Origin of the sequence: Paenibacillus piscarius, from assembly GCF_022234545.1 — a bacterium.
Classification (GTDB): domain Bacteria; phylum Bacillota; class Bacilli; order Paenibacillales; family Paenibacillaceae; genus Paenibacillus_AQ; species Paenibacillus_AQ piscarius.
The window spans coordinates 1-23,357 of sequence record NZ_JAIEUI010000029.1 but is presented as its reverse complement, the minus strand read 5'-3'; the positions used below and the strand labels follow the sequence as shown (position 1 = coordinate 23,357).

Below are 23,357 nucleotides of genomic sequence, written 5' to 3'. Positions count from 1 at the left end.
TTCGGTCCGTGTGCCTGCTTGCGAGCATAATGTATGCTGTTTTTCACATACATTCGGTCCGTGTGTCGCGTATCTCCTATCCCTCTACCTTCAGCCTATCCTGAGCGCAATATTCCCAAGCTGCTCCCCGCGCTCCATCCGCTGAAGGGCAAGCGGAGTCTCCGCTAAGGAATACACGCTATCCATGATAGGGTGAATCTGATGCTGCTCCATGAACAGAAGCATCGCGGTGAATTCTTCATGGCTGCCCATGGAGGTTCCAAGCACCTGAAGCTGAGGGAAGAATAGCGCTCTGGCCGGAATGGTGAGATCATCGCCTGAGCTTGCACCGAACATGACGATTTTCCCGCCCGGCTTGATGACCTCGAAGTATTGCTCAAATGTCGCAGGACCCACACTATCCAGGATGAGGTCCACAGGGTGGTTCCCGATTTCTTCCCGCCAACGGCTGTTGCTGTCTATAACCTGTGTTACAGGTAATTGCAGAGCCTCTACACGCTTCGCTTCACTTCTGGATGTGACCGTAACCCGTGCTCCAACTGCTGCCGCCATTAGCGCTGCGAAGGTAGCCACCCCGCCGCCGATGCCGGGAATCAGCACATGCTCGCCCCGCTTCAGATTCCCTCTGGTAAATAACGCCCGGTACGCAGTGAGTGCCGCTAAGGGTAACACCCCCGCTTCCTCCCAGGACAGATACGCTGGCTTAGGCACCACATTCTGCTCAGGCACAATCACATATTCTGCAAAAGTCCCATCTGCAGGGTAGCCCAATATGTCAGGAACCACAGGCACTTCATCTGCCCGCTCCCAGCCGAGACATGGATTAATGATGACTTCCATTCCCTGAGCCAGGCCATTTACCCCTTCACCCGTCTCTTCAATAACGCCCGCTCCGTCTGAACCCAGCACGCAAGGATGAACCGGACCCGGCGCACCTTCTGTAGCAGAAGCAGCAGCGATAATGAACAAATCCCGGTGATTGAGTCCGGCTGTCTTTAGCCTTACTTTGACCTGCCCCTGTCCAGGACGCTTGTCCGGATGCTCCGTATATTGCAGACCCTGCGGTCCAAGTGTAATTGCCTTCATCTCGTTATCCTCCTATTACGCTGTAGTGGCTTCATATAAAGTGTAGGCTGTTACAGCGGTTAGGTAAAATGATTAGAAGAGAAGGCGAGTATCATTAATAATGATAGATGATAGCTGTAAGCCTGAACAGGATCAGCCGGAACCCCCCCTAAGAGAATTGCCAGAACCCCGCTACCGGATGCTTCATCTCAGCCGTCCCAATTTGTGCGTAAATATAAAGCGCCCCATACCCAAAAGGATAACTGGCGTCCTCCTGAAGCAAGGTGTCGGGATAACCGTCCTCATCAACCTGGAAGAAGAAAGAGAAGCCTTCCTCCTTCAGTTGTGCAGAATAATACTCTTCACTCTGAAGCATTCTCGGGGTTCCACCCATTTTGATCAAAAAAGGCTGGTCCGCTGATTCCTCATCGCTGCACTGTTCTCCGTTCGAAATATGGTGTTTGCGCAGGCCCGTGTTCGTGTACAACTCTTTGCCGCTCTCCGTGGATGCAGGATGCTCCAGCACCTTGATCGAACAGTCAGGATATATGTTGTGTTCCAGATAATCCTCATATTCCTCAGGAATGAAGATCGAAATCATACGCTCCGGTTGATACGGATGAATAAGGCTTAGATAGAACAGATAGGCTCTGTCCCCTTCGTGAACGGGATTGGCCGGATCGTCAAAATATTCGGGCGCATTCCCACCGATCCAGCCAGCCCGGGGTCTGTACGCTAGGGTCGGTTCCGCATAATACAGCATACAGTCTGTTCTCCAGGTCAGCAGATTCATTGGATTGTCGATCGTCATTGCCCCCTCTACCATGCCTTTTAGGAAAAGTGTAATTATTCCATCCAGCATGGTCAAGCGACGGGCAAAGCGGATCTGGCCAGCAAATTTAAAAGGCACCCAAACGGGTGCCTTCTGCATTTTCGCGCGAGCTCATTTCCATTAGACTACAGGCTCCCGCCGTTGGAGGCGATAACCTCCTTGTACCAGTCGAAGCTCTTCTTCTTGATTCTGCGCAGTGTGCCGTTTCCCTCATTATCCTTGTCGACATAGATGTACCCGTACCGCTTCTTCATCTCACCTGTAGAGGCACTTACAATATCAATCGGTCCCCAGCTCAGGAAGCCCAGCAGCTCAACACCGTCTTCAATCGCCTTGCCCGCTTCAATCATATGGTCCCGCAGGTAAGAGATCCGGTAATCATCATGGATGCTCCCGTCCTCTTCAACCGTGTCCACAGCGCCGAACCCGTTCTCCACAATGAACAGCGGCTTCTGATACCGGTCATAGAGCTGGTTCAGCGTGAATCTCAGGCCCGTGGGATCGATCTGCCAGCCCCACTCCGATGCCTTAAGATAAGGATTCTTGACCCCCATAGCCAGGTTGCCCGATACCATCTCCAGATCACTCGGATTAGCGCTGGCACAGCGGCTCTTGTAATAGCTGAAGCTGATGTAATCAACAGTATGCTGCTTGAGCAGTTGTTCATCCTCTGCGGTCAGGTCCAGCTTGATGTCATATTCCTTGAACCACCGCTTCACGTAAGTAGGATAGTATCCTCTAGCCATCACATCGGTGAAAAAGTAGACCTGTCTATCCATCTCCATCGCTGTGAGAATATCATCCGGATGGCAGGTATGCGGGTAATACGGCCCTGCGGCAATCATACAGCCCATCTGCGAGCCCGGAATAATCTCATGGCAGGCCCTCGCGGCCAATGCGCTGGCTACATGCTGGTAATGCGCCATCTGGTAGATAATCTGCTTCTTGTTCTCGCCTTCCTCAATGACCGTTCCTCCGCCGACGAAGGGAATATGGAGCAGCACATTGATCTCGTTGAAGGCAATCCAGTATTTCACCTTGTCCTTGTAACGCTTGAATACAGAAATTGCATATCTCTCAAAAAATTCAATCAGCTTGCGGTTTCTCCAACCGCCGTAGTCCCTGGCCAATCCAAGCGGCATCTCATAATGGGACAGCGTCACGACCGGCTCAATGTTATATTTTCGCATACAATCAAATAATTGATCGTAAAACTGCAAGCCCGCTTCATTGGGAGTCTCCTCGTCACCATTCGGGAAGATTCTCGTCCAGGCAATGGAGGTACGCAGCGCCTTGAAGCCCATCTCCGCGAATAAAGCGATGTCCTCCTCATATCTGTGATAGAAATCTATAGCCTCATGGTAAGGATTCTTCTTATCGGGATGCTCATAGGGCGGGTTAAAGATCCCGTTGGCCAAAATATCAGCAATCGATAACCCTTTACCGTTCTCCTGATAAGCGCCTTCCGCCTGATTCGCCGATATCGCCCCGCCCCATAAGAAGCCTTCCGGGAATTGCATGTCTGTCTGTTTCATTCTATCCTCTTCCCTTCTGTTGGTTTATACAGTAAGTTTCAGCAGCGTATCCTTCTCTTTCACAGTCGACGGGCTGACCGCAGTAATGTCTGTGTAGTCACCTGTATTTGAGATGATGACCGGAGTAATGATCTCGAAGCCCTCCTGAATAATGCTGTCCATATCAAATTCAAGAATCAGATCGCCGACATTTATACGGTCGCCTTGATTCACATGGAGCGTGAAGTGCTTGCCGCCCAGCTTGACCGTATCAATCCCGACATGAATCAGAACCTCTGCCCCATCGTCGCTGGTAAGCAGGACAGCATGTTTCTTTTTGAACGCTACTGACACAATACCGTTAATTGGAGAGACCACACGGCCCTCGCTAGGCAGAATAGCAACGCCTTTCCCCATCGTCTCCTGCGAAAAGGCAGGATCGCTGACTTCGCGTAAGCTTTTAACCTCGCCGGCAATGGGCGCATAGATTTGTTCATTTTGCAGCTTCTTGGCAGATGCAGATTCAGGTTCATTAGCGGGAACGGGCGGCACGGGAAGGTCTGTACCGTTCTCTTCTACTGGTGCCTCTGTAACATCCTTGAAGCCCAGAACATAAGCGACCACAGCCGCAACGGCAAAGCTGACACACACCGCCAGAACCATCAGCGAGAATTTATGTCCGATGTACAGCGGCAAGGACGGCAAGCCGACTTTTCCCAGCGCATAGGCTGCCACCTGGAAGATACTTAAGATGAATGCACCTGCTGCACTGCCGATCAATCCGGCAATAAACGGCTTTTTCAATTTGAGGTTCACACCATAAATCGCGGGTTCAGAGATCCCCATCAGCGCACTAATCGTTGACGCCCCAGATAAGGATTTCATACTGCTATTCTTGGTTCTCAGGAATACGGCGAATACCGCACCGGCCTGCGCGATATTAGCAACGGTCATAATCGGCATAATGTAATCGAAGCCGTTCTGGGCAATCGCCTGGAAGACCAGCGGAATGAGGCCATAGTGCAGTCCCGTGATGACCATCAGTGAGAAGGTGGCTCCAAGCAGCGTACCGGCGATGACACCGAAATGCTCATAGAAATACATGTAGCCGTCGGCAATAGCGTTACCAATATAAATGCCCAGTGGTCCAATCACGATTAATGCGATAGGGGCCACAATCAACAGGATCAGCATCGGCTCCAGGATGGTCTTGAGTACATTCGGTACAATTTTGCGGACAAAACGTTCTATATAAGACATAATCCATACCGTAGCAATAATAGGAATAACTGTAGACGAATAGGATACCAGCTTGACCGGCAGTCCCAGGAAGCTCATGGACGTTAAACCGTCGGCCATAAACTTGGCAAAGTTAGGATGGAGCAGCACGCCCCCGATCACAACCGCCAGATATGGATTGACATTGAATTTCTTGGCAGAGCTGAAGGCCAGCAGCATCGGCAGGAAATAGAATACGGCATCTGAAATAATATTCAGAATTTTGTAGAGATCCGTATTTGCCGCTGTGGCATTGAACATGACGATTACAGCCAGCAGCGCCTTGATCATCCCTGCTCCTGCTATAGCCGGAACAAGCGGATTGAATATGCCGGGTAATACATCTGCAAAAAACTTGCCGATCGAGCCTTTGATGCCAAGCTTCTGCTTTTTATTGTTTCCTTGATCCGCATTCTCCTGGGCAGAGCCGGCATTGTTTTTGGCAATCTTGGTTAACTCCCCGTACACCTTGGACACATCGTTCCCGATAATCACCTGAAACTGCCCGCCGTTGATGTTAACATCCATCACTCCAGGCAGCTCTTTTAGCTTCGTCCGGTCCGCATTCCCATTATCCCGCAGATTGAAGCGAAGTCTGGTCATACAATGGGTATAATCCTGTATGTTGTCTTCCCCGCCTACTAACCTCAGTATTTCTTTTGCCAGCTTGTGTTGATCCATGGTGCAGCTCACTCCTCTTCATTGATAAGAAAAAATATAAGAAAAACCTAAACCGGCCAAAGAATACCCCTCGTAAAACACAGGGATAAACCATGTCCAGTTTAGGTTTTGCCTGCTCCGCAGTAGCAACCCTAAACAAGGGTTTATTTTAGATGAACCACTCTTTCAATATGGATGGTCAAATACATGACTTCTTCGTTGGTTAAGGTGCAATTGTATGTTTTCCGGATATAATCCTGGATCTTCCGCCCGCACAGGAAGGAATCTTTATACTGCTGCTTGACCATCTCATATAACTCACTATCCGAATTCTCAATATGCGTGCCATTTAATATCCTTCGGGCGAAGAATTTAAGATGGGTGACGAACCTGTAATACGTCAGCGACTCTTCGTCGTAATCGATTTTGAAGTGATACTTCACGATATTGAGAATTTCATGCACAATCTTGGTGATTTTCACTACATTCGGAATTTCCTCATTCATATGCGCATTCACCAGATGGAGCGCAATATGGGCGGCCTCATCTTCCGGGAACTGGATTCCCAGCTCCTCGTGGATCAGTAACAGCGCTTTCTCACCAATCGCGAATTCGTCCTGGTAGAATTTCTTGACCTCCCACAGCAGCACATTCTTGATATGGTGACCCTGCTTGGACCGTTCAATCGCCGAATGGATGTGGTCGGTCAGGCTGACATAGATGCTGTCGTGCAGTCTCTTTCCCAGATTCATTTTGGCAAGATTAATAATACGCTCCGAAATGTCCATATGCGCAAGCGGAATCTCGGATAAAAGCGTCTTCATCTGGTCCGAGATACTCTCGTTGTCCATGAAGATCTTCTCGATTTGAGCCTCCTCAATCAGATCGCCTGATTTCTTCCTGAACGCAATACCCCTGCCCATTACCACAACTTCTTTATTCTGTTCATTCACAGTGATCACGGCATTATTATTCAACACTTTTTGGATTCTCATAATAATCACCTTTGCCCAAAAATAAAAAAGGCAAAACCAAAAACATCACTATATCAAAATAGTGCCGTTAATGGTCTTGCCTACATACGTAGTTACAATCCACGTTATCTATTTAATTATGGACCGATTATAACATGGAACTTTGGGTTCAACAAGACTTTCATGCAACCCTTTTCATGGAAAATGTTACGCTTCGGTGGAAGCATCCGGCCGCCGGGGATCAATGATGGAATGCTCAATCTCCTCTATATAGGAATCGAACGATTCCACACCTTCACTTAAGATTAATGCGGCTTCCTGCACCGTAACTGGCACCGCCCATTGGATCTGAACCCCCTCGTCTCCAACCTCGATCGCCTCCAGTTCCTCACTTTCTCCCCTCAGCTCATCCAGCAGCAGGGCAGTGGTTGTCCAGTTGGCCGGAGCAAGCGGACTCTCCCCCATTACTCTAGGTATCCGCGAATCACCAGCCGTCTCAATATGATGGGCAATAAGATCACTGAGATAGCTGAATATCCGGTCCGCAGACTCCCCGCCTAAGTCAGAGGTTAGAGCCATCATCCACTCCGCACCCACTACTTGTCCATTGGGCCGGTGAGCTGCGGATAACCCGACTGTCGCGAACCTCGCAATCTCACCCTCCCCCGCCGCCGGAAAATAATAGATCTCAACATGAACGCCTGTTTCGGGTTTGCTTAAGATCACCCGGTACTCCGGCATCTGCCACTCCTGCATATAAACTCCTAAGATAATTGTTCTGCGGATATCGAAGGAGAGCTCCCTCTCTTTAGCTGATTCCATGAAGATGGTAATCACCTTCCCTCTATTTTATTAAAGTAAGGATTTGGTTCACAAAATTATCAACCACCGCCTTGTCTGGACGAGATTTCAGGAACACCGTGAGTCCTATTAACGAAATGACCAGTGTCTGCGCCATATTCTTGGCATTAATCCCGGCATCAAGCTCCCCTGACCGCAGGCCCCGTTCTATCGTTTCCTGGAAGATGACCGAGAGATACATCTGATGCTCTCTGGTCAGAAGCTCAAACCTCTCATCATGGGGAGCCATCTCCACCATGGAATTGATGCAGAAGCACCCCGTGCTCAGGCTTTTCTCATATTCTTGTGACACCATATCTTCAAAAAAGTTACGGAATGCCGCTTTAACCGAAGCATGCTTTTGCAGACTGCCCCGGATATAGAGCGCATGGGAACTTGTATATTTTCGCAGCGCTGCTTCGAATAATCCCTTTTTATCTCCAAAGGCAGAGTATAGACTTGGACGCTGAATGCCCATCTTGGCGGTTAAGTCGCTTAAAGAGGCTGCTTCGAACCCTTTTTCCCAAAACACATGCATCGCTGCATCCAACGCCTTATCCTGATCAAATTCGCGGGGCCGGGCCATAGAATTCCCTCATTTCATATCGATTGGTATATTATGATTTTATTTGCAGAGGATTCTTCTGTCAATGCAGTCATGCTATATTCCTTTGTCTTCAGTTGTCCCTTGACAATTAATTTTTGTTAACGGTATATTTATCAGGAATTATTTCATACCAATTAGTATATTATTAGACCGAGAGATCGAAGGGGGCGTCAGGTTTGGCGAGCGTTGTGAAAGAACCGGAATTAAATGATGTAAAAGCAGAATCAGTACCTGTATCCTTAATGTCCCGCAAGGTTGCACTCCTGTTTGCCGTCACCTGCGGACTGGCAGTCGCCAATATCTATTACGCGCAGCCCCTGCTGGACGCAATCTCCAGCCAATTCGGGATTACGCATTCATCTGTAGGCATTGTGATCACCATTACTCAGATTTGTTACGCCCTTGGACTGCTATTGCTGGTGCCGCTCGGGGATCTGCTGAACCGGCGCCGGTTGATTGCCGGACAGATGCTGGTGTCCGTGCTGGCTCTGCTTGTGGTGGGCACTGCCCCCACCAGCATGGTGTTATTTATAGGCATCGCTACGGTTGGATTACTGGCGGTAGTGACCCAGACACTCGTGGCCTTCGCCGCCACCCTGGCTGCCCCGGCTGAACGCGGGCGTACAGTGGGTGTGGTGACCAGCGGAATTGTCATTGGTATTCTGCTGGCCCGTACATTTGCCGGCGTATTAACGGATCTGGCCGGATGGCGGGCTGTCTATCTTGTCTCCGCGGGATTTACGCTAATCATGGCTGGTGTATTGTTTAAGGTGTTGCCGCAATCGGAACCCCAGAGAGAATCCCTATCCTACCCGCAGCTGCTCCGTTCGCTGTTTACCCTGTTCGCACAAGAACGGCTGCTGCGGATCCGCGCTGCACTATGCCTGCTGATTTTTACTGCATTCAGTATATTGTGGACTTCCCTGGTGCTGCCGCTCAGCGCTCCGCCGTTGTCTCTGTCCCATACTGCGATTGGAGCGTTTGGTCTCGCCGGAGTTACCGGAGCGTTAGGAGCTGCTCGGGCTGGCCGTCTGGCCGACCGGGGTTTGGGGCAAAAGACCACCGGCGTGGCGCTGACTCTGCTGCTGCTTTCATGGCTCCCAATCAGTTATACTACACATTCGCTGCTCGCGTTAATCATTGGGATTATCCTGCTTGACCTGGCCGTACAGGCCGTACATGTCACCAATCAGAGCATGATCCTTAATCTGCGCCCGGAAGTCCGCAGCAGAATTACTGCCGGTTACATGGTCTTCTATTCGATCGGCAGCGCCACCGGATCGATTGCCTCTACCAGTATGTATGCATATTGGGGCTGGAACGGGGTATGCCTGCTCGGTGCAGCGGTCAGTGCGCTGGCTCTGATATTCTGGGCGTTGACCCGCCGCGTTAGCTAATTAATAGAGCTTTACAATTTTATATTCACGCAAGGAAAAGCCCCTAAAAAATATCACTCGACTCTTTGTAAAAGGAGGCTACGCTCCCATGTTAAATAAAAAGTAAACTAGGGAGGTGAATGAGGTATGGATTTTAGCCCACAGCATTTCAAATAGATCAGTAAAGATTAATTCAAAAAATAAAAGTTCACGCAGGCTGGAACCAGGTCGAGTAAAAAAATTTAACTTTCCAAACGAAGAAATGAATTATCTTATTAGTGAAAGATGAATTATTCAAAATTCTGATACATATTATAAGATAAAGAAATGTCTCAAATAAATCCTTTATAGTTTTAGCAATGGAGTTTCTAAACCTTCCGCGTATTATACAAAACTTTACTTTAATCCCAATTATGTTATACTTACTGAGGAAGATCTAATAAAAGGAGGATTTATGAAACTATTATCCAGAGTTTTATTTTTAATCTCCCTCATCACTTTAGGTATTTATTCATTTGACCTTGTTGTGAATTATAATCGCGCATTTTTATTTGTTTTTATCATCGGTTTTGTAATCACATTTGTTTCAACATTTTTTGTGAAAAACGATAAAATTAACAAAGCTATCAGATGGATATCTGCTGCAATTGTAATAATTATTTTTGCTTATTTTTTAATTTTCGGATTCTTTTGGTCTAATACAAAAAGACCATAAATCGAGTAGGAGGGGGCGGCAAGTCCCCGTCCTCTTACCACCGTACATGCGGATCCGCATACGGCGGTTCCAAAAGGTTAACAAAGTTCCAGATAACGTGAAAGCAAACTTTTCAGCCCTTTTGCTTCCCAATAGGAAGTCGGAAGGGCATTGTTCGTTTTCCGGGGACATTTCCCATGCGCCTCGCCTCGAGTTGGCCATTGTAAAACAAGCCCACTCAGGGACTCCTAGTGCTCGGAGTTTCCGAATTCGTGTTTGCGCTAGTTTCCATTGCTTCCATAGGCACATTCGCAGTCTTCTTCGAATCCACTGGTTCAATGTTTGGAGGTGCGTCTTGGCCGAAGCTAGATGGAAGTAGCCAAGCCACCCAATCCGGGAGCGGTTTAATCGGCTAATTCTTTCCTCCATGTTCGGCTTTCACTGTTTCCCAATGTGTTTTCAAGTGAGCCTGTAGATTCTCTACCGTTCCATTTTCCACACCGGCCGCTCCTCCGCTTTGTACCCAGCCCTTGACCACCCCATTTCTGGAATTTTATCTAATTGGTTTCTTTGTAACTTCCATACATATTTTGGTTAACAAACTCCCAAAACCCTGGGACTGACTCTAAATCATACTTATTTATAGCCTCAATCATTTTTAGATTTACCTCTTGCCTTAAATCATTACGATTCTGTGCGTTAGTTTGATAGAGTGATTTTTGAATTTTAGGAGTGAACTTATCAATGATCGTTGCAATAGCTGCTCTGTCTTTTTGCTTCGCTTTTTTTATTAAATTCATTAAGTTTTCCATCATTCGCATTCTCCTCTTGTAAGAAACTCCCTTAACTTTTTTAATGCCTTAGTTCTTATTTTAAAAGTGGCTTGTTGTGAAACATTGTTTTTTTTTGAAATCTCTGTATCGGAAAGACCATTAATATAAAATTCCTCAAGTACCTCTTTTTCCTTTTTTGTTAATAACTTGATTCCATTATATAAAAGAGAAGTAGAAGCAATACTCTCAATTTGTGCATCTTCTAAAAAATAATCTTGAGTACTAATAGAATTAAAATCATCTAAAGTAAAAACCATCCTTTTTTGAATTATTCTTTCCTTTTTGTCGAAATCAATAGAGGAATAACGGATTAAAGATGATATATATGAAATAAATCTTATTTCAAAAAAATATGTTTTAAATGCTTCGTCTAATTGATTTTTATTACTTAAAGTAGGGTTTTTAATATTCATTAATAACAATTCATAGTTACTTTTATCATTAAGAAAGTTTTTAATAATAGGATTCCTATTCAAATATGCTAAAATACTTTCAGTATCTTGGGACATATTTATATTTTCTCCCTTCATTATTTATAATTACCATTTAAAGTGTTGTGTCTTTCTGGAATAACAACCACAATGAAACTAAATTAATAAATTTTATTCTTTTTTTGTGGAAATTCTCTAAATACAATTAAATGCATATGTAAAAAGCCTCAATTATCTACAAAAGTAGTAATTGAGGCTTTTTAAGTTTTTATATCGTATAATCACACTGTTTATCATTAAAACTACAATTACAGAGATATACTCCTATTTCTTCATGACAGGAATTTTCTATTTTCTTTAAATGATAAGCATATCTTTCACAGATTTCTTGATAGAAAGTTACATCTTCTGGATATTTAGCTTCAGCGATTTTGTTACTTAATTTTAAAAGTTCATTCTTTATTGCTTTGTGTCTAACTCTCCAATTATCTAATTCTGTCATATTCATCACTCCTTTAAATTTCTATTGGATAAAGTGAAGTAAATTGCATCCTACACAACCAAACAAAAAAATAAAGGGGTTGTTATTTTCAAAACAAACAACACTATATTTAATGATTTCAAAACAAGTTTGGGGGTATCGCTAAGTGGATGAGGAAAAAATCCGTAACACTTTTACCTGGTTCAAATCTGAGCACCCCCTTACAAAAACATTAAAAAGGAGAGATTTTAATGGATAAGAAAATTGTGATTTATACTCGACCAGATTGCATTTTTTGCACAAGAATAAAGGATTGGATGAATGACAACAACATGATTTATAGTGAATTAGATGTTACTGAAATTACCGACTCAAAAATAAAGAAAGAGATTATTGGTGTTCCCCATACAATTATTACGAATAGCCGAGGAGAAGAGGAAATTGTGAAAGGTTTCAATTCTGTGGCTTTAAAGAGAGTGCTCTTATAAAAGAAATAGTTTTCTTAGATAGGATGAGGGTCATGAATCAAGAAGACATAGTTTCAATAATAACGAATGTTGGATTTCCTGTTGCGCTATGTATTATTCTTCTCCGGTACATTTTACAAACTCTAGGAGAAAAATTCGATAAATTAAATGACTCCGTTAATCAACTTATTTCAGCAATTAAGAATATGAATAACAATGTTGATTAATATAGTGATGCTCTGAGAAATATAAAACATTACACCTGAATAAGTAAAAGTTTAGCCCAGATGATCGGTGAAATAGACACCAAGGTCTGGGCTTTTTAGGTGCTATATAAATTAAATAAACACTCGTATTTTTTTGTATATGTAAGGTTGTAGAACTGATTGGTAAATGCACTTTTAATAAAAAAGAAAGGTAGTGAAAATATAATGAAAGATTCGATCTCATTATTGGAATTTGATGTTATGCCAGATGACAAACAAAAGAATAGTGGTTTAGACATGATTTTTGCGAGTCAATTTTGGAATCGTAATATTGAGGGTTCAAAGGTTGTCATTGCAGTTATGGATACAGGAATTGATATAAATCACGAAGAGCTGAAAGATAATATAATTGGCGGACGAAATTTTACTAGTGACTATCAGTACAATCCTAACAATTATCTGGATGGGAATGGACATGGAACTCACGTAGCGGGAATAATTGCTGCCCAAAATAAAAAAAAATATATAGGAGTTGCTCCAAAATCTAGTCTACTAATTTTAAAAACTCTTAACAATAATGGTTCAGGAAGTGTAACGAATTTAATTCAAGCCATTTATTATGCTATTAATTGGAGAGGTGAGAATGGAGAAAAGGTAAATATAATATCAATGTCTTTAGGTACAAAAAATAATATCAAACTACTACATGACGCTATAAAGTATGCCGTAAAGAATGATATTTCTATTGTAGTAGCCTCAGGGAATGACAGAAATGGAAAAGAGGTCCTCAATTACAGGTATCCAGGTGCTTACAATGAAGTGATCCAAGTGGGTTCTGTAAACTTAACAAAAAAGCTGTCGTCCTTTTCTAATTCAAATGAACAACTGGATATTATTTCCCCTGGTGAGAGTATTTACTCTACTTTTATACAGAATGGCTACAAGTCACTAAGTGGAACTTCTATGGCGGCACCCTTTGTTGCAGGTGCATTGGCACTCTTAATTGAAGAAGCAAGAATTCTCTTCAAAAGGGAACTCACTGAAGCAGAGTTGTATGCTCAGTTAATAAAAAGCACTTCACTTCTTTTTGGTAACCCGACGATAGAAGGTAACGGTTTACTAAATTTATCAAAAAGCTTTACTTAAACTTAAACTAATAGAATATTAAATTTCGGGTTGTATTTTAGAGATGTTTTTTCTCTTTACTGGATATAGAGAAGGAGGTGATATAGTTGGAAAACAATGAAGCGAAAGAGAATAAAAAGATTTTGGAAGAAGATACGATTGAAGGCCAGTATATTTGTGAGTTAGATACACTTTGTTGCTATTCAGAACCATCGTGCAAAAGAAAAGTAGTTTGGTTTGATGGAGAAATTGTTTATAACAAATGCGCCCCTTGTTAAATTATCATAAATTATGTAAAGGATGATGAAAATGGAAAGCAGAATGAATGGTGCTTTTATTAAAGGAGAGAAAAAACTCGAATTAACCGAATATGTAAAAAAACATCCTGAGTATCAGCTTTTGGTTACAACATTACAAGAAGTATCACCTTTTGACAGCAACAATGTAGAAATTAAACTGGCCTATCAATTCGATCAATTTGTAGAAGAAGACAAAGTTGTAACAGCAGAGTTCATTATCTTTTCGTATAACAACGGAAAAGCAACAATTCGATATGATGCTGCTACCTCCAATAAAGCTGATCACAGTTTTTCTTTTCTTGGAAAAGTCTCCTATGTTGGAGACGATAGTAGTAATATGATTAAGATTTTTACAATCAAAAATGGGAAAGTCGAACAGATTCACGATAAGCTTAATGAAGGTGAACTAAGTGATCACGATATTTCTAGCTTAGTTGATGACCCTGATTACATTCCAGGCGAATTAATTAATCATGTTTTTGCTGAGGATTTCCCGTTTTCAGTTTGTATGATTGATGGATTGCGTTTTTATAGACACTGCGGACCCGGATGTGGAGATGGACTAACATTTGGAGGGGGGGAACCAATTAATTCTCTTGATTATTGCTGTAGAGCACATGATCGTTGTTATACGGCTTTTGGTTATGGTGCATGTAACTGCGATAATGCTCTGCTAAATTGTGCTTCCCTTTATGAAAATTTATATCCTGCATCAGTAGCGATTATTAATCTTGCTTTTAACTATTGTTAAAAAACATCTATAAATTAGAAGGGAAAGTGTGATCCGGTACGATTTATCAGTAGATGGGACTTTCCGAAAAGTAGTTTTTTCCGAAGGGACAAACATTACTTATTTTCAATATTTAAAAAACTTAACACGGCAGCATTTTTCCTATTATGATGGGAAAATGCTGCCGTGTATCTTTGTAAGCAATCTTTTAGTTTTATTTAATGCTGAGGACATTGTCATTCAACATAATATCATTCAACATAAAAGCTTACTGTGAATCAAGCTCCCACTTATAGGTATGCTCGATTTTTAGCAGGATGTCATTAATAGCTTCATTCTTGCCAAACCAGCCGCGCAAATTCTTCCTCACTGCCCGGCAAATCCTTGCCCTTTACCGGAGATGATAAGCAGCATGGAGAGTAGTCGGCCAACTCGCATAGTTGTGTGTGACGATAAGGCCCCCTAGGTAGAATGGGTTGTTTGGTTTGTCAAAAGCTTAAATATCCATTATTGTTATCCTTAACTTACATTTGAGGTTAAGGATGCAGAAATGGAGGACTCGATTTCCTTGAAGCCACGCTTGTTAACACGTTCCTTCTATTATCTCTGGACGACCCAGACGGCAGCGAATGCCGCTGATGTCCTGTATATTATGGCGCTGACGGTGCTGGTGCTGGACCGGACCGATTCCCTTGTCTCAGCGGCGCTGATGCCGCTGATGCGCAGCTCGGCGCAGATCGTGAGCGGCTTCATCGCCCCGCTGCTTATTAACCGGATCAAGCTGCCCTCGCTGCTGCTGATCTCACAGACCGGCCAGTTCCTGCTGTTTGTGCTGCTTGCTCTGTATCTGCAGCTTAACGGTGCGGCTGCTTCACTCCTACTTGTCTTTGCTCTGGTCTTCGTCATGTCCTTCCTCGACGGCTGGACCGTTCCGGCCCGTAATGCGCTGGTGCCGCGCCTCATCACACAGGAGGAAGGGCTGCTTAAGGCCAACGGTCTGATCAGCGTCAGCGATCAGGTTGTGCAGTTTGCCGGCTGGGGACTGAGCGGCCTGCTGGTCGCCTTCCTGGGGCCCAGCCCGGCGCTGCTGCTGACAGCGGCCATCTATGGGCTGGCAGCTGCTTTTACGCTTGGCGTAAGAGAGCCGGCAGAGACAAGTGTCCACATACAGGGGCAGCCGGCCGAACCGCAACCGCCAGCGGCTTCGAAGTGGAAGACCCTCACCGAAGGCTGGAGCCTCATCTGGCGTATGCCCCGCCTGCGGATGCTGACCTTCATGGACATCATCGACATGCTGGGCGGCTCGGTCTGGGTCGGCGCGTTCACGCTGGCCTTCGTCCAGGTGGCGCTGAAGCAAGGCGAAGAATGGTGGGGCTTCATTAACGCAGCCTATTTTGCCGGAACGGTCGGCGGCGGGCTGCTTGTCCTGTCGGCAGTGCGGCTCATCGGCAACCGCTACCTGGGAGCGATGCTCATCGGTATGGCAGGCTACAGCCTGCTCACCCTGATGTATGCTCTGAATACCCGGCCTTATGTAGCACTGATCCTTGTTCTGCTGACAGGACCGTTTACGGAGTTGTCGGTGATTAACCGGCGTACCCTCATCCAGCGCAGCACCAGCAAGCAGATGCTGCCCAAGGTGCTGTCCGCGCAAGCCTCGCTGCTGCATCTGGTCTTCTGCATCTCGCTGCTGGTCATGGCCGGGCTGGCCGAACAGTTCGGGATCGTCAACCTGTATCTGCTGGCCGGAGTTTTGACCTCGCTGGCTCTGGTAGTCGGCTTACTTGGCCGCCGGGCATTCCGGGATGAACCGGAGTCATCAGATGCCAGTCTTCCAAGCCTGTAATTGTGTAGTTGTCTGTCATGAAATATCATACAATTAAGCAGATGGATGATTAGAAGGAGAGATCTGGGATGCAGCATAATGACTCTGTGGCAGATGAACAAGTATGAGCGAATTCCTGAAATTGATGAAAGACCCGCGGTTCAGACGAACCATGCGGATGATTTTCAAATTCGCCTGGGAGTACTGGTGGCTTAGCAGGCGGAAATATGTGATGTCAGGACGGCGCTTTGCAGCGAAGCAGCGGGCTTTATACCGCAGACAGGCAGCCTATTTCACAACCACCGCCATGGATATGGGCGGATTAATTATCAAGCTTGGGCAGCATGTGAGTGCACAGGTGGATATGCTGCCGAAGGAAGTTATCGAGGAATTAACCAAGCTGCAGGATTCCATAGAATTTGTAGATTTCTCTGAGATCCGGCAGAAGGTAGAGCGTGAACTGGGCGGACCAATCAGCGGGATGTATGCTGAGTTCGATCCGGCTCCTATTGCCGCAGCTTCCTTCGGACAGGTTCACCGGGCAACCTTACGGACAGGCGAACGAGTCGCCGTGAAGGTAATGCGTCCCGGAGTCGAGGACATTATCGCCATTGATTGGAAGTCTATCCAAGTCGCAATGTTGTTATTGAAGCGCCAGAAGATCATTACAGACTTCATGGACCTGGACGCGGTGTATGAGGAGTTCCATGACACCATTATGGAAGAGCTCGACTATCAGCAGGAAGGGCGCAATGCTGAAGAATTCCAGCAGCAGTTAGCCCACCGCAAGGATGTCGTGATTCCAGACATTCATTGGGCATATACGACTTCACAGGTGCTGACCATGGAGTTCATGGAGGGTGTCAAAATCAATGATTGGGCCAAGCTGGAGGCTTGGGGCGTGGACCGGACCCGGCTGGCGACGTCGCTGATCGAAATGTTCGTAGAACAGATTCTGTTGAACGGGCTCTTCCACGCTGACCCGCACCCGGGCAATGTGCTTGTACAGCAGGACGGCACCATCGCCTTAATCGATTTCGGAATGGTCGGGCGGATTCCCGGTGAGATGAAGACCCAGATGGTCGCCCTTCTGCTGGCCGTATATCTGAAGGACGCCCACGGCGCCATTGATGCCCTTCTACGGTTGAGATTCTTAAGACGCAATGTAGATCTGGAGGTCTTCTCACGGAATCTTACGTTATTATTCGAACAGATCTACGGGGATACGTTCGACCTGAGCTTTGTCACCTCAGGCGATAATGTGGAAGAATTGCGTAATTTCCTCTACTCCCAGCCTTTTCAATTACCTGCCAACACCACATTCCTGGGCAAAGCCATAGTCACTGTGTACGGACTCTGTACCGGACTCGACCCTGAGCTTGATCTGGTGGGAACCGTCAGGCCTTATGTGGACAAGGTGGTGCGGAGGGATCTGCGGGGAAGTGTGATCTCCCAGATTGTAGAAGATGGCAAGCATATGCTCAAAGACATCCTGCCGACAACCAAGAAGTTCATGTCCGCAATCGACAAAATGGACAGCGGAGGCTTAAGGGTCAAGCTGTCGAGCTCCTTAGAGCAAAAGTTAATCGAGACGCAGAACAAAAATACGCAGCGGATTGTAGCGGCCATTATGGGCGCGGTTTTCCTGCTGATTGCGGCCATCCTGTGGAATGAAATCCCGCCGGCCGCCTCTTATGTGCTCGGCAGCCTTGGCCTGCTCGTGATGCTGAGCCAGCTCCGGACGAGACAAAGCCGCCGGGCTGAAAGACATACCAGGCAGATCAACGCTATGCGAGAGCTTAGCCGGCTGGAGCAGCGGGAGCCTGGACCGCGCAGATAAGAGGAACCATATTGACAGCTCCTTTATTTCTTGCTAAGGTTTAGTCACATCACATCCGCATAACTTTACATAGGAATGTTACCGATCCTTATGGGCATAACCTGATCCGGCTTAATTGCACTTGCGTGCAGCTAGGCTGGTTTGGGTTTTTTCTGTTGTGCTGCATTCTGACCGGCAACCAATCTATCCAACGGAAGGAGATTTATAATGTCCGCATTCAGATTTCCCAAGCACTTCCTATGGGGAGGTGCCTTGGCCGCCAACCAGGCGGAGGGCGCTTACCTGGAGGACGGCAAAGGCTTGAGCACTGTTGACCTGCTGCCTGCCGGTGAAGCCAGAAGAGCGATGATGAAAGGGGAGGTCCCCTCTCTCACCCCGCTTGACGGCCAATTCTATCCGTCGCATGAAGCGATAGACTTCTATCACCGCTACCCGGAGGACATCGCGCTATTCGCTGAGATGGGCTTCAAGGCGCTGCGTGTATCCATCGCGTGGGCCCGGATCTATCCTACAGGCGAAGACGCAGCACCGAATGAAGCCGGACTGCTTTTCTATGATAATCTGTTTGACGAGCTATTGGCACACGGTATCCAGCCTGTAGTGACGCTGGCGCACTTCGATGTACCGGTGAACCTGGTCGGGAAATATGGCAGCTGGAGAAGCCGCGAGCTGGTTGCTCTGTTTGAGACCTATGCCATAACCGTATTTAAACGGTACATGGATAAGGTAAAATACTGGTTGACCTTCAATGAGATCAACATGCTGCTGCATCTGCCGTTTTTAGGGGCCGGACTTGTTTTCAAAGAAGGAGATCCTATCAAACAGATTCAGTACCAGGCCGCGCATCACCAGCTGGTCGCAAGTGCGCTTGCTGTCAGAGCCTGTCACGAAATCATCCCCGATGCCAAAATCGGATGTATGCTCGCAGCTGGCAATTTCTACCCGTATACCTGCAACCCTGAGGATGTATTCCTCGGCATGGAGAAGGACCGCGAGTCTTATTTCTTCATTGATGTGCAATCCCGCGGAGAGTATCCCGGCTACGCCAAGAGGTTCTTCAAGGATCATGGGCTGAGTATTGAGATGCAGCCGGAGGATGCAGCGATTCTGAAGCAGCATACCGTTGATTACATCGGCTTCAGCTATTATTCAAGCCGTACAACGAGCACAGACCCGGAGATCATCAAGAATATGACCAGCGGCAATGTGTTTGGCTCTGTCGCCAATCCATATCTCCAGAAATCAGAATGGGGCTGGACCATTGACCCGAAGGGGTTCCGGATTACAGCCAATCAGCTCCATGACCGTTATCAGAAGCCGTTATTTGTAGTAGAGAACGGGTTCGGAGCCACCGACAGTATTTTGCCGGATGGCAGCATCGACGATACGTACCGGATCGATTATCTGAAGCGGCATATTGCTGAGATGGCAGAGGCCATTCAGGACGGTGTAGACATTATCGGCTATACCAGCTGGGGCTGTATCGATATTGTCAGCGCCTCATCCGGAGAGATGAAGAAGCGCTACGGGTATGTGTACGTGGACAGGGATAATGAAGGCAACGGCAGCATGAAGCGGATGAAGAAAAAGAGCTTTGACTGGTACCGGAAGGTGATCGCTTCGGACGGTGCAAACCTGGGCGGGGAGTAGAACCCGGCCCGGGTCTCCCGGAAGCCACATGTTCTCCCTGAAAGCGTTGACATTTCTGCTCTCTTCAAGTTATACTTGACGCGAATCCACCATACTTTAGGATTGTTACTACCTGAGCACTGTGCATGCTTCCATGCAACGTGCAGATCTGTGTAGGCAAAACCTAAGCCGCCAACAAACAAGGACAATGTTGCCTTTTATTTGGCTATGCTTTAGGTTTTTTTGCTGTACTAGGTGATGGGGGAATAGCTCTTCGCGGGGAGAATGGGGGACGAGATGAAAATAGCTAAAGTCATTAATAACAACGTCATCAGTGTGTATCAGGCAGATGGTCAAGAGCTTGTAGTTATGGGCCGTGGTATCGCCTTTAAGAAAAAGCCCGGAGAAGAAGTCGACGAGACCCGCATTCAGAAGGTATTTGCGCTGAAGAATAAGCAGACCTCCGATAATTTCAAAATGCTGCTGCGCGAGGTGCCGCTTGAGCTCATTGTCATTGTGGAGGAAGTCATTAATTATGCCAAACACAGCCTTCACAAAAAGCTGAACGAGAATATATACGTGTCCTTGACCGACCACATCCACTTCGCCATTGAGCGTTATGAGAAGGGGATCGAGATCAAGAATGCATTAATGTGGGAGATTAAGCATCTGTACAAGGATGAATTCTCCTTGGGGCTGAGGACGCTGGAGCAGCTCAAAGAGAAGCTGGGCTATGAGCTGCCCCAGGATGAAGCGGCATTTATCGCGCTGCATATCGTGAATGCCGAGATGAATGAAGAAGTAGTCACTACCATGAATATTACCAAGTTCATCCAGCAAATCGTGAATATTGCCAAGTATCATTTCAGAATGGAGTTCGACGAGGAGTCGCTAAGCTATTTCCGCTTTATTACGCATCTGAAGTTCTTCTCCCAGCGTGTATTTAACGGAACGCATTATGAGAATAATTACGATCATTTCTATGAAATGATGCGGGAGAAGCACCCCGAGTCTGCGGCCTGTATAGACAAAATCGAGGTTTTTGTCAAAAAAGAATACAACCATGAGCTTACCAACGAAGAAAAGCTGTACTTGACGGTTCATATTCAAAGAGTCGTTAACAGATGATTTATATTGACAAATATGTATAATTAATGTTATTATGGAATTATAAACAAACTTAATATCGATTTAACTGGGATTGTTACTGGTTATGCAGGCAAAACCTAAGTCACGGGAAGGACGAGGACCGAAGTGGTCTATCTCTTGTGGCTTAGGTTTTTTGTGTGCAAAGAATCTGTGCAAAGAATCTAAGCAATGCCATCTTAGAGTAAATGGGGAGGCTAGAGCATGAGTCAAGAAAAATTGGCCAAGGAAATTATTCAGCTTGTTGGCGGTGAGAAGAATGTGGTCTCGCTGGTCCACTGCGCCACACGGCTGCGTTTTGTTCTGAAGGATGAGGGCAAGGCAGATCAGGCTAAGCTGGAGAAGACGGAAGGTGTCATTACCGTTAAGCGGAATGGCGGCCAGTTCCAGGTCGTAATCGGAAACAAGGTGCCTGAAGTCTACAGTGCCATCGGGCAAGTATCCAATATTCTGAATTCCTCCTCTCCCAAGGAGAAGCCTGGCAAGTCTGTCAAAGGCCTTAGCGGACTTGTTGACATTATCTCCAGCATTTTCGCTCCGCTGCTTGGTGTCATGGCCGGGGCCGGTATTCTGAAGGGTCTGCTGCTGCTCGCCTCCAATTTCGGCTGGCTTGAGCCGAAGGAGACAACCTATATCATTCTGATGGCGGCCGCCGACAGCCTGTTCTATTTCCTGCCTGTTCTGTTAGCGGTTACAACTGCCCGTAAATTCGATGGAAGCATCTACGTTGCTGTTACCATTGCCGGCGCCATGCTGTACCCTTCTATTATTGAGCTAAAAACAACAGGAGCATCTGTCGATTTCTTCGGCATTCCTGTTATCATGATGAGCTATTCGTCTACGGTGATTCCAATTATCCTGTCAGTCATTGTAATGAGCAAGCTAGGCAAGTTCTTCAACCGGATTCTCCATGAGAGTATCAAGAATTTCATCACGCCGCTTCTGCTGCTGGTCATTATGGTTCCGCTGACCCTGATCGCCTTTGGCCCGTTCGGAGTCTATGTCGGCAATGCCATCGCTTCTGGAATCGTAGCGGTGTTCGGCTTCAGCCCGTTACTGGCCGGTGCTATTATCGGAGCCAGCTGGCAGGTCCTTGTGATCTTCGGTGTGCACTGGGGTCTGGTTCCCATCTTCATCAACAATATTGCGGTTCATGGCAAGGACGGCATTAAGCCAGCAGCCGCAGCATCCGTCTTCGCGCAGACGGGCGCAGCCTTCGGAGTGATGCTGAAGACCAAGAATAAGAAGCTGCGGGCCTTGGCCGGTTCAGCAACATTATCCGCCCTGTTCGGGATTACCGAACCGGCGGTATACGGAATTACCCTTCCGCTTAAGCGGCCGTTCATCGCCGGAGTGATCAGCGGGGCCGTCGGCGGAGCGATTATCGGCCAAGCCGGAACCCAAGCCTTCGCTTCTGGCGCACCGGGGCTCTTGACCCTGCCGATCTTCTACGGACCTGGCGGACAAGGCTTCCCGGGCCTGATTCTCGGAATTTCAGTTTCCTTCATTCTATCGGCTGTATTGACTTACGTACTTGGCTTCAAAGATCCTGTGGAGGAAGAAGAAGCAGTTGCAGACACACCGGCCGTGCCATCCGGACAGACAACGATTACTGCCAATCAAGAAGTCCGCAGTCCGCTGGAAGGGACCATCCTACCGCTTGAAAGTGTGCCAGATCCTGCATTCGCTACCGAAGCGATGGGCAAGGGAATTGCTGTAGAGCCTGTATCGGGCAGAGTAGTTGCCCCCTTCGATGGCACCGTAACCGTAGCCTTCAAGAAGAAGCACGCACTAGCCGTAGTCTCTGATACAGGAGCGGAAATCCTGATTCATGTCGGCGTCGATACGGTGAAGCTGAACGGCGAATACTTCACCTCCCATATTCAAGAAGGGGACCGCGTCAAGGCCGGAGATCTGCTGCTGGAATTCGAGCTGGACCAAATCAAGGCAGCCGGCTTCTCTACAATAACGCCTGTTATTGTAACGAATTCTGCTGATTTCAAAGAGGTTGCGGCGCTGGCTAGTGGTCAGGTCAAGCTTCAGGACCCCCTGCTTCTCCTGTTCGGCAGCCAGGATGAGGCCTAGGTTGGGTCGCGGAGATAAAGCCATTACAAACCGGAATCGATGTGATATCCTTAACTCAAAATCACCAGAGAGGATTGGTTTGTATGGTGACAACTACTATTGGTAAATGGGGAAATAGCGCCGGAATCCGTATTCCACAGGATTTTCTGGAAAACTTTCAGTTAACTATGGGCGCGAAAGTCGAACTAGAGCTAATCCCCGATCAAGGGATATTGGTTAAACCGGCCATCAAGAGTGCTCGCAAGTCTAATAGGGAATTACGTATGCTCTATCTTTCAAAGCGCGGTAAAAATAGCCCGGAAATGTCGCAAGGCGAACTACTCGATAGTTCTGTAGGGAATGAGATGTAATGCCTCCACAGCCCCCTAAAGAAGTTGGAGTCCTCCCCCACAAAAATGTAGACTAGATATAGGAGGAGGA

Annotated in this window: 22 protein-coding genes and 1 pseudogene; 12 read left to right on the top strand and 11 right to left on the bottom strand. The window is 46.6% G+C overall.

The window, feature by feature from the left end:
- Window positions 1-90: 90 nt before the first annotated feature.
- From K1558_RS29595 to K1558_RS29565, 7 genes are all read right to left on the bottom strand, one after another.
- The gene (locus K1558_RS29595) at window positions 91-1,086 is read right to left on the bottom strand and encodes a zinc-binding dehydrogenase (protein ID WP_238655573.1); all 996 of its coding nucleotides are present in this window, start codon (window positions 1,084-1,086) and stop codon (window positions 91-93) included.
- A gap of 148 nt (window positions 1,087-1,234) precedes the next feature.
- Window positions 1,235-1,876 (bottom strand): hypothetical protein, encoded by a 642-nt coding sequence (locus tag K1558_RS29590; RefSeq protein WP_238655572.1) that lies wholly within the window; start codon window positions 1,874-1,876, stop codon window positions 1,235-1,237.
- A gap of 146 nt (window positions 1,877-2,022) precedes the next feature.
- Complete coding sequence (locus tag K1558_RS29585; RefSeq protein WP_238655571.1) at window positions 2,023-3,432, bottom strand: 6-phospho-beta-glucosidase; 1,410 nt, start codon at window positions 3,430-3,432, stop codon at window positions 2,023-2,025.
- A 24-nt stretch (window positions 3,433-3,456) separates the two neighbouring features.
- Complete coding sequence (locus K1558_RS29580; protein ID WP_238655570.1) at window positions 3,457-5,370, bottom strand: beta-glucoside-specific PTS transporter subunit IIABC; 1,914 nt, start codon at window positions 5,368-5,370, stop codon at window positions 3,457-3,459.
- A 143-nt stretch (window positions 5,371-5,513) separates the two neighbouring features.
- Complete coding sequence (gene licT, locus K1558_RS29575; protein WP_238655569.1) at window positions 5,514-6,344, bottom strand: BglG family transcription antiterminator LicT; 831 nt, start codon at window positions 6,342-6,344, stop codon at window positions 5,514-5,516.
- Window positions 6,345-6,530: 186 nt separating this feature from the next.
- Window positions 6,531-7,145, bottom strand: coding sequence for a suppressor of fused domain protein (locus tag K1558_RS29570; RefSeq protein ID WP_238655568.1), 615 nt, complete (start codon window positions 7,143-7,145; stop codon window positions 6,531-6,533).
- 22 nt (window positions 7,146-7,167) lie between these two features.
- Window positions 7,168-7,749: a TetR/AcrR family transcriptional regulator gene (locus K1558_RS29565; protein ID WP_238655567.1), complete on the bottom strand. Its 582-nt coding sequence runs from the start codon at window positions 7,747-7,749 to the stop codon at window positions 7,168-7,170.
- 263 nt (window positions 7,750-8,012) lie between these two features.
- On the opposite strand from K1558_RS29565, the gene K1558_RS29560 reads away from it, so the two are divergent.
- Together K1558_RS29560 and K1558_RS29555 are read left to right on the top strand one after the other, a co-directional pair.
- Window positions 8,013-9,167, top strand: a complete 1,155-nt coding sequence (locus K1558_RS29560; protein ID WP_238655621.1) for an MFS transporter — start codon at window positions 8,013-8,015, stop codon at window positions 9,165-9,167.
- Window positions 9,168-9,600: 433 nt separating this feature from the next.
- Window positions 9,601-9,861: a hypothetical protein gene (locus tag K1558_RS29555; protein WP_238655623.1), complete on the top strand. Its 261-nt coding sequence runs from the start codon at window positions 9,601-9,603 to the stop codon at window positions 9,859-9,861.
- A gap of 77 nt (window positions 9,862-9,938) precedes the next feature.
- On the opposite strand, the pseudogene K1558_RS29550 reads toward K1558_RS29555, so the two are convergent.
- The 4 genes and pseudogenes from K1558_RS29550 to K1558_RS29535 form a co-directional block, all read right to left on the bottom strand.
- Window positions 9,939-10,269, bottom strand: a pseudogene (locus tag K1558_RS29550) (group II intron maturase-specific domain-containing protein); the annotation flags it as partial.
- 128 nt (window positions 10,270-10,397) lie between these two features.
- Complete coding sequence (locus K1558_RS29545; RefSeq protein WP_238655565.1) at window positions 10,398-10,655, bottom strand: helix-turn-helix domain-containing protein; 258 nt, start codon at window positions 10,653-10,655, stop codon at window positions 10,398-10,400.
- Window positions 10,652-11,182 (bottom strand): sigma-70 family RNA polymerase sigma factor, encoded by a 531-nt coding sequence (locus K1558_RS29540; protein ID WP_238655564.1) that lies wholly within the window; start codon window positions 11,180-11,182, stop codon window positions 10,652-10,654. The genes K1558_RS29545 and K1558_RS29540 overlap by 4 nt, the downstream gene beginning before the upstream one ends.
- 190 nt (window positions 11,183-11,372) lie before the next feature.
- Window positions 11,373-11,606, bottom strand: coding sequence for a hypothetical protein (locus tag K1558_RS29535; protein WP_238655563.1), 234 nt, complete (start codon window positions 11,604-11,606; stop codon window positions 11,373-11,375).
- Between the two features lie 230 nt (window positions 11,607-11,836).
- On the opposite strand from K1558_RS29535, the gene K1558_RS29530 reads away from it, so the two are divergent.
- The 10 genes from K1558_RS29530 (at window position 11,837) to K1558_RS29485 (ending at window position 23,287) form a co-directional block, all read left to right on the top strand.
- Window positions 11,837-12,073, top strand: coding sequence for a glutaredoxin family protein (locus K1558_RS29530; RefSeq protein ID WP_238655562.1), 237 nt, complete (start codon window positions 11,837-11,839; stop codon window positions 12,071-12,073).
- Window positions 12,074-12,483: 410 nt separating this feature from the next.
- Window positions 12,484-13,404 carry a S8 family peptidase gene (locus K1558_RS29525; protein WP_420800482.1) on the top strand — a complete coding sequence of 307 codons (921 nt, stop codon included), beginning with the start codon at window positions 12,484-12,486 and terminating at the stop codon, window positions 13,402-13,404.
- Between the two features lie 86 nt (window positions 13,405-13,490).
- Entirely contained in the window at window positions 13,491-13,661 is a 171-nt protein-coding gene (locus K1558_RS29520; RefSeq protein ID WP_238655560.1) for a hypothetical protein, read from the top strand.
- Between the two features lie 31 nt (window positions 13,662-13,692).
- Window positions 13,693-14,433 (top strand): phospholipase A2 family protein, encoded by a 741-nt coding sequence (locus K1558_RS29515; protein ID WP_238655559.1) that lies wholly within the window; start codon window positions 13,693-13,695, stop codon window positions 14,431-14,433.
- Window positions 14,434-14,980: 547 nt separating this feature from the next.
- A complete protein-coding gene (locus tag K1558_RS29510; protein ID WP_238655558.1) occupies window positions 14,981-16,258 on the top strand; it encodes an MFS transporter in 1,278 nt (425 codons plus the stop codon).
- Window positions 16,259-16,361: 103 nt separating this feature from the next.
- Entirely contained in the window at window positions 16,362-18,077 is a 1,716-nt protein-coding gene (locus K1558_RS29505; protein WP_238655557.1) for an ABC1 kinase family protein, read from the top strand.
- Window positions 18,078-18,284: 207 nt separating this feature from the next.
- Window positions 18,285-19,727, top strand: a complete 1,443-nt coding sequence (gene ascB, locus K1558_RS29500; RefSeq protein WP_238655556.1) for a 6-phospho-beta-glucosidase — start codon at window positions 18,285-18,287, stop codon at window positions 19,725-19,727.
- Window positions 19,728-20,003: 276 nt separating this feature from the next.
- Entirely contained in the window at window positions 20,004-20,834 is an 831-nt protein-coding gene (licT, locus tag K1558_RS29495) for a BglG family transcription antiterminator LicT (protein WP_238655555.1), read from the top strand.
- A 222-nt stretch (window positions 20,835-21,056) separates the two neighbouring features.
- Window positions 21,057-22,937, top strand: a complete 1,881-nt coding sequence (locus tag K1558_RS29490; RefSeq protein WP_238655554.1) for a beta-glucoside-specific PTS transporter subunit IIABC — start codon at window positions 21,057-21,059, stop codon at window positions 22,935-22,937.
- Window positions 22,938-23,020: 83 nt separating this feature from the next.
- Window positions 23,021-23,287 (top strand): AbrB/MazE/SpoVT family DNA-binding domain-containing protein, encoded by a 267-nt coding sequence (locus K1558_RS29485; RefSeq protein ID WP_238655553.1) that lies wholly within the window; start codon window positions 23,021-23,023, stop codon window positions 23,285-23,287.
- Window positions 23,288-23,357: the final 70 nt, after the last annotated feature.

Bases quoted from the DNA above. Each gene is read 5' to 3' on its own strand.
- K1558_RS29595 (WP_238655573.1), bottom strand. From the start codon at position 1,086: ATGAAGGCAATTACACTTGGACCGCAGGGTCTGCAATATACGGAGCAT.
- K1558_RS29590 (WP_238655572.1), bottom strand. From the start codon at position 1,876: ATGACGATCGACAATCCAATGAATCTGCTGACCTGGAGAACAGACTGT.
- K1558_RS29585 (WP_238655571.1), bottom strand. From the start codon at position 3,432: ATGAAACAGACAGACATGCAATTCCCGGAAGGCTTCTTATGGGGCGGG.
- K1558_RS29580 (WP_238655570.1), bottom strand. From the start codon at position 5,370: ATGGATCAACACAAGCTGGCAAAAGAAATACTGAGGTTAGTAGGCGGG.
- licT (WP_238655569.1), bottom strand. From the start codon at position 6,344: ATGAGAATCCAAAAAGTGTTGAATAATAATGCCGTGATCACTGTGAAT.
- K1558_RS29570 (WP_238655568.1), bottom strand. From the start codon at position 7,145: ATGGAATCAGCTAAAGAGAGGGAGCTCTCCTTCGATATCCGCAGAACA.
- K1558_RS29565 (WP_238655567.1), bottom strand. From the start codon at position 7,749: ATGGCCCGGCCCCGCGAATTTGATCAGGATAAGGCGTTGGATGCAGCG.
- K1558_RS29560 (WP_238655621.1), top strand. From the start codon at position 8,013: ATGTCCCGCAAGGTTGCACTCCTGTTTGCCGTCACCTGCGGACTGGCA.
- K1558_RS29555 (WP_238655623.1), top strand. From the start codon at position 9,601: ATGAAACTATTATCCAGAGTTTTATTTTTAATCTCCCTCATCACTTTA.
- K1558_RS29545 (WP_238655565.1), bottom strand. From the start codon at position 10,655: ATGATGGAAAACTTAATGAATTTAATAAAAAAAGCGAAGCAAAAAGAC.
- K1558_RS29540 (WP_238655564.1), bottom strand. From the start codon at position 11,182: ATGTCCCAAGATACTGAAAGTATTTTAGCATATTTGAATAGGAATCCT.
- K1558_RS29535 (WP_238655563.1), bottom strand. From the start codon at position 11,606: ATGACAGAATTAGATAATTGGAGAGTTAGACACAAAGCAATAAAGAAT.
- K1558_RS29530 (WP_238655562.1), top strand. From the start codon at position 11,837: ATGGATAAGAAAATTGTGATTTATACTCGACCAGATTGCATTTTTTGC.
- K1558_RS29525 (WP_420800482.1), top strand. From the start codon at position 12,484: ATGAAAGATTCGATCTCATTATTGGAATTTGATGTTATGCCAGATGAC.
- K1558_RS29515 (WP_238655559.1), top strand. From the start codon at position 13,693: ATGGAAAGCAGAATGAATGGTGCTTTTATTAAAGGAGAGAAAAAACTC.
- K1558_RS29505 (WP_238655557.1), top strand. From the start codon at position 16,362: ATGAGCGAATTCCTGAAATTGATGAAAGACCCGCGGTTCAGACGAACC.
- ascB (WP_238655556.1), top strand. From the start codon at position 18,285: ATGTCCGCATTCAGATTTCCCAAGCACTTCCTATGGGGAGGTGCCTTG.
- licT (WP_238655555.1), top strand. From the start codon at position 20,004: ATGAAAATAGCTAAAGTCATTAATAACAACGTCATCAGTGTGTATCAG.
- K1558_RS29490 (WP_238655554.1), top strand. From the start codon at position 21,057: ATGAGTCAAGAAAAATTGGCCAAGGAAATTATTCAGCTTGTTGGCGGT.
- K1558_RS29485 (WP_238655553.1), top strand. From the start codon at position 23,021: ATGGTGACAACTACTATTGGTAAATGGGGAAATAGCGCCGGAATCCGT.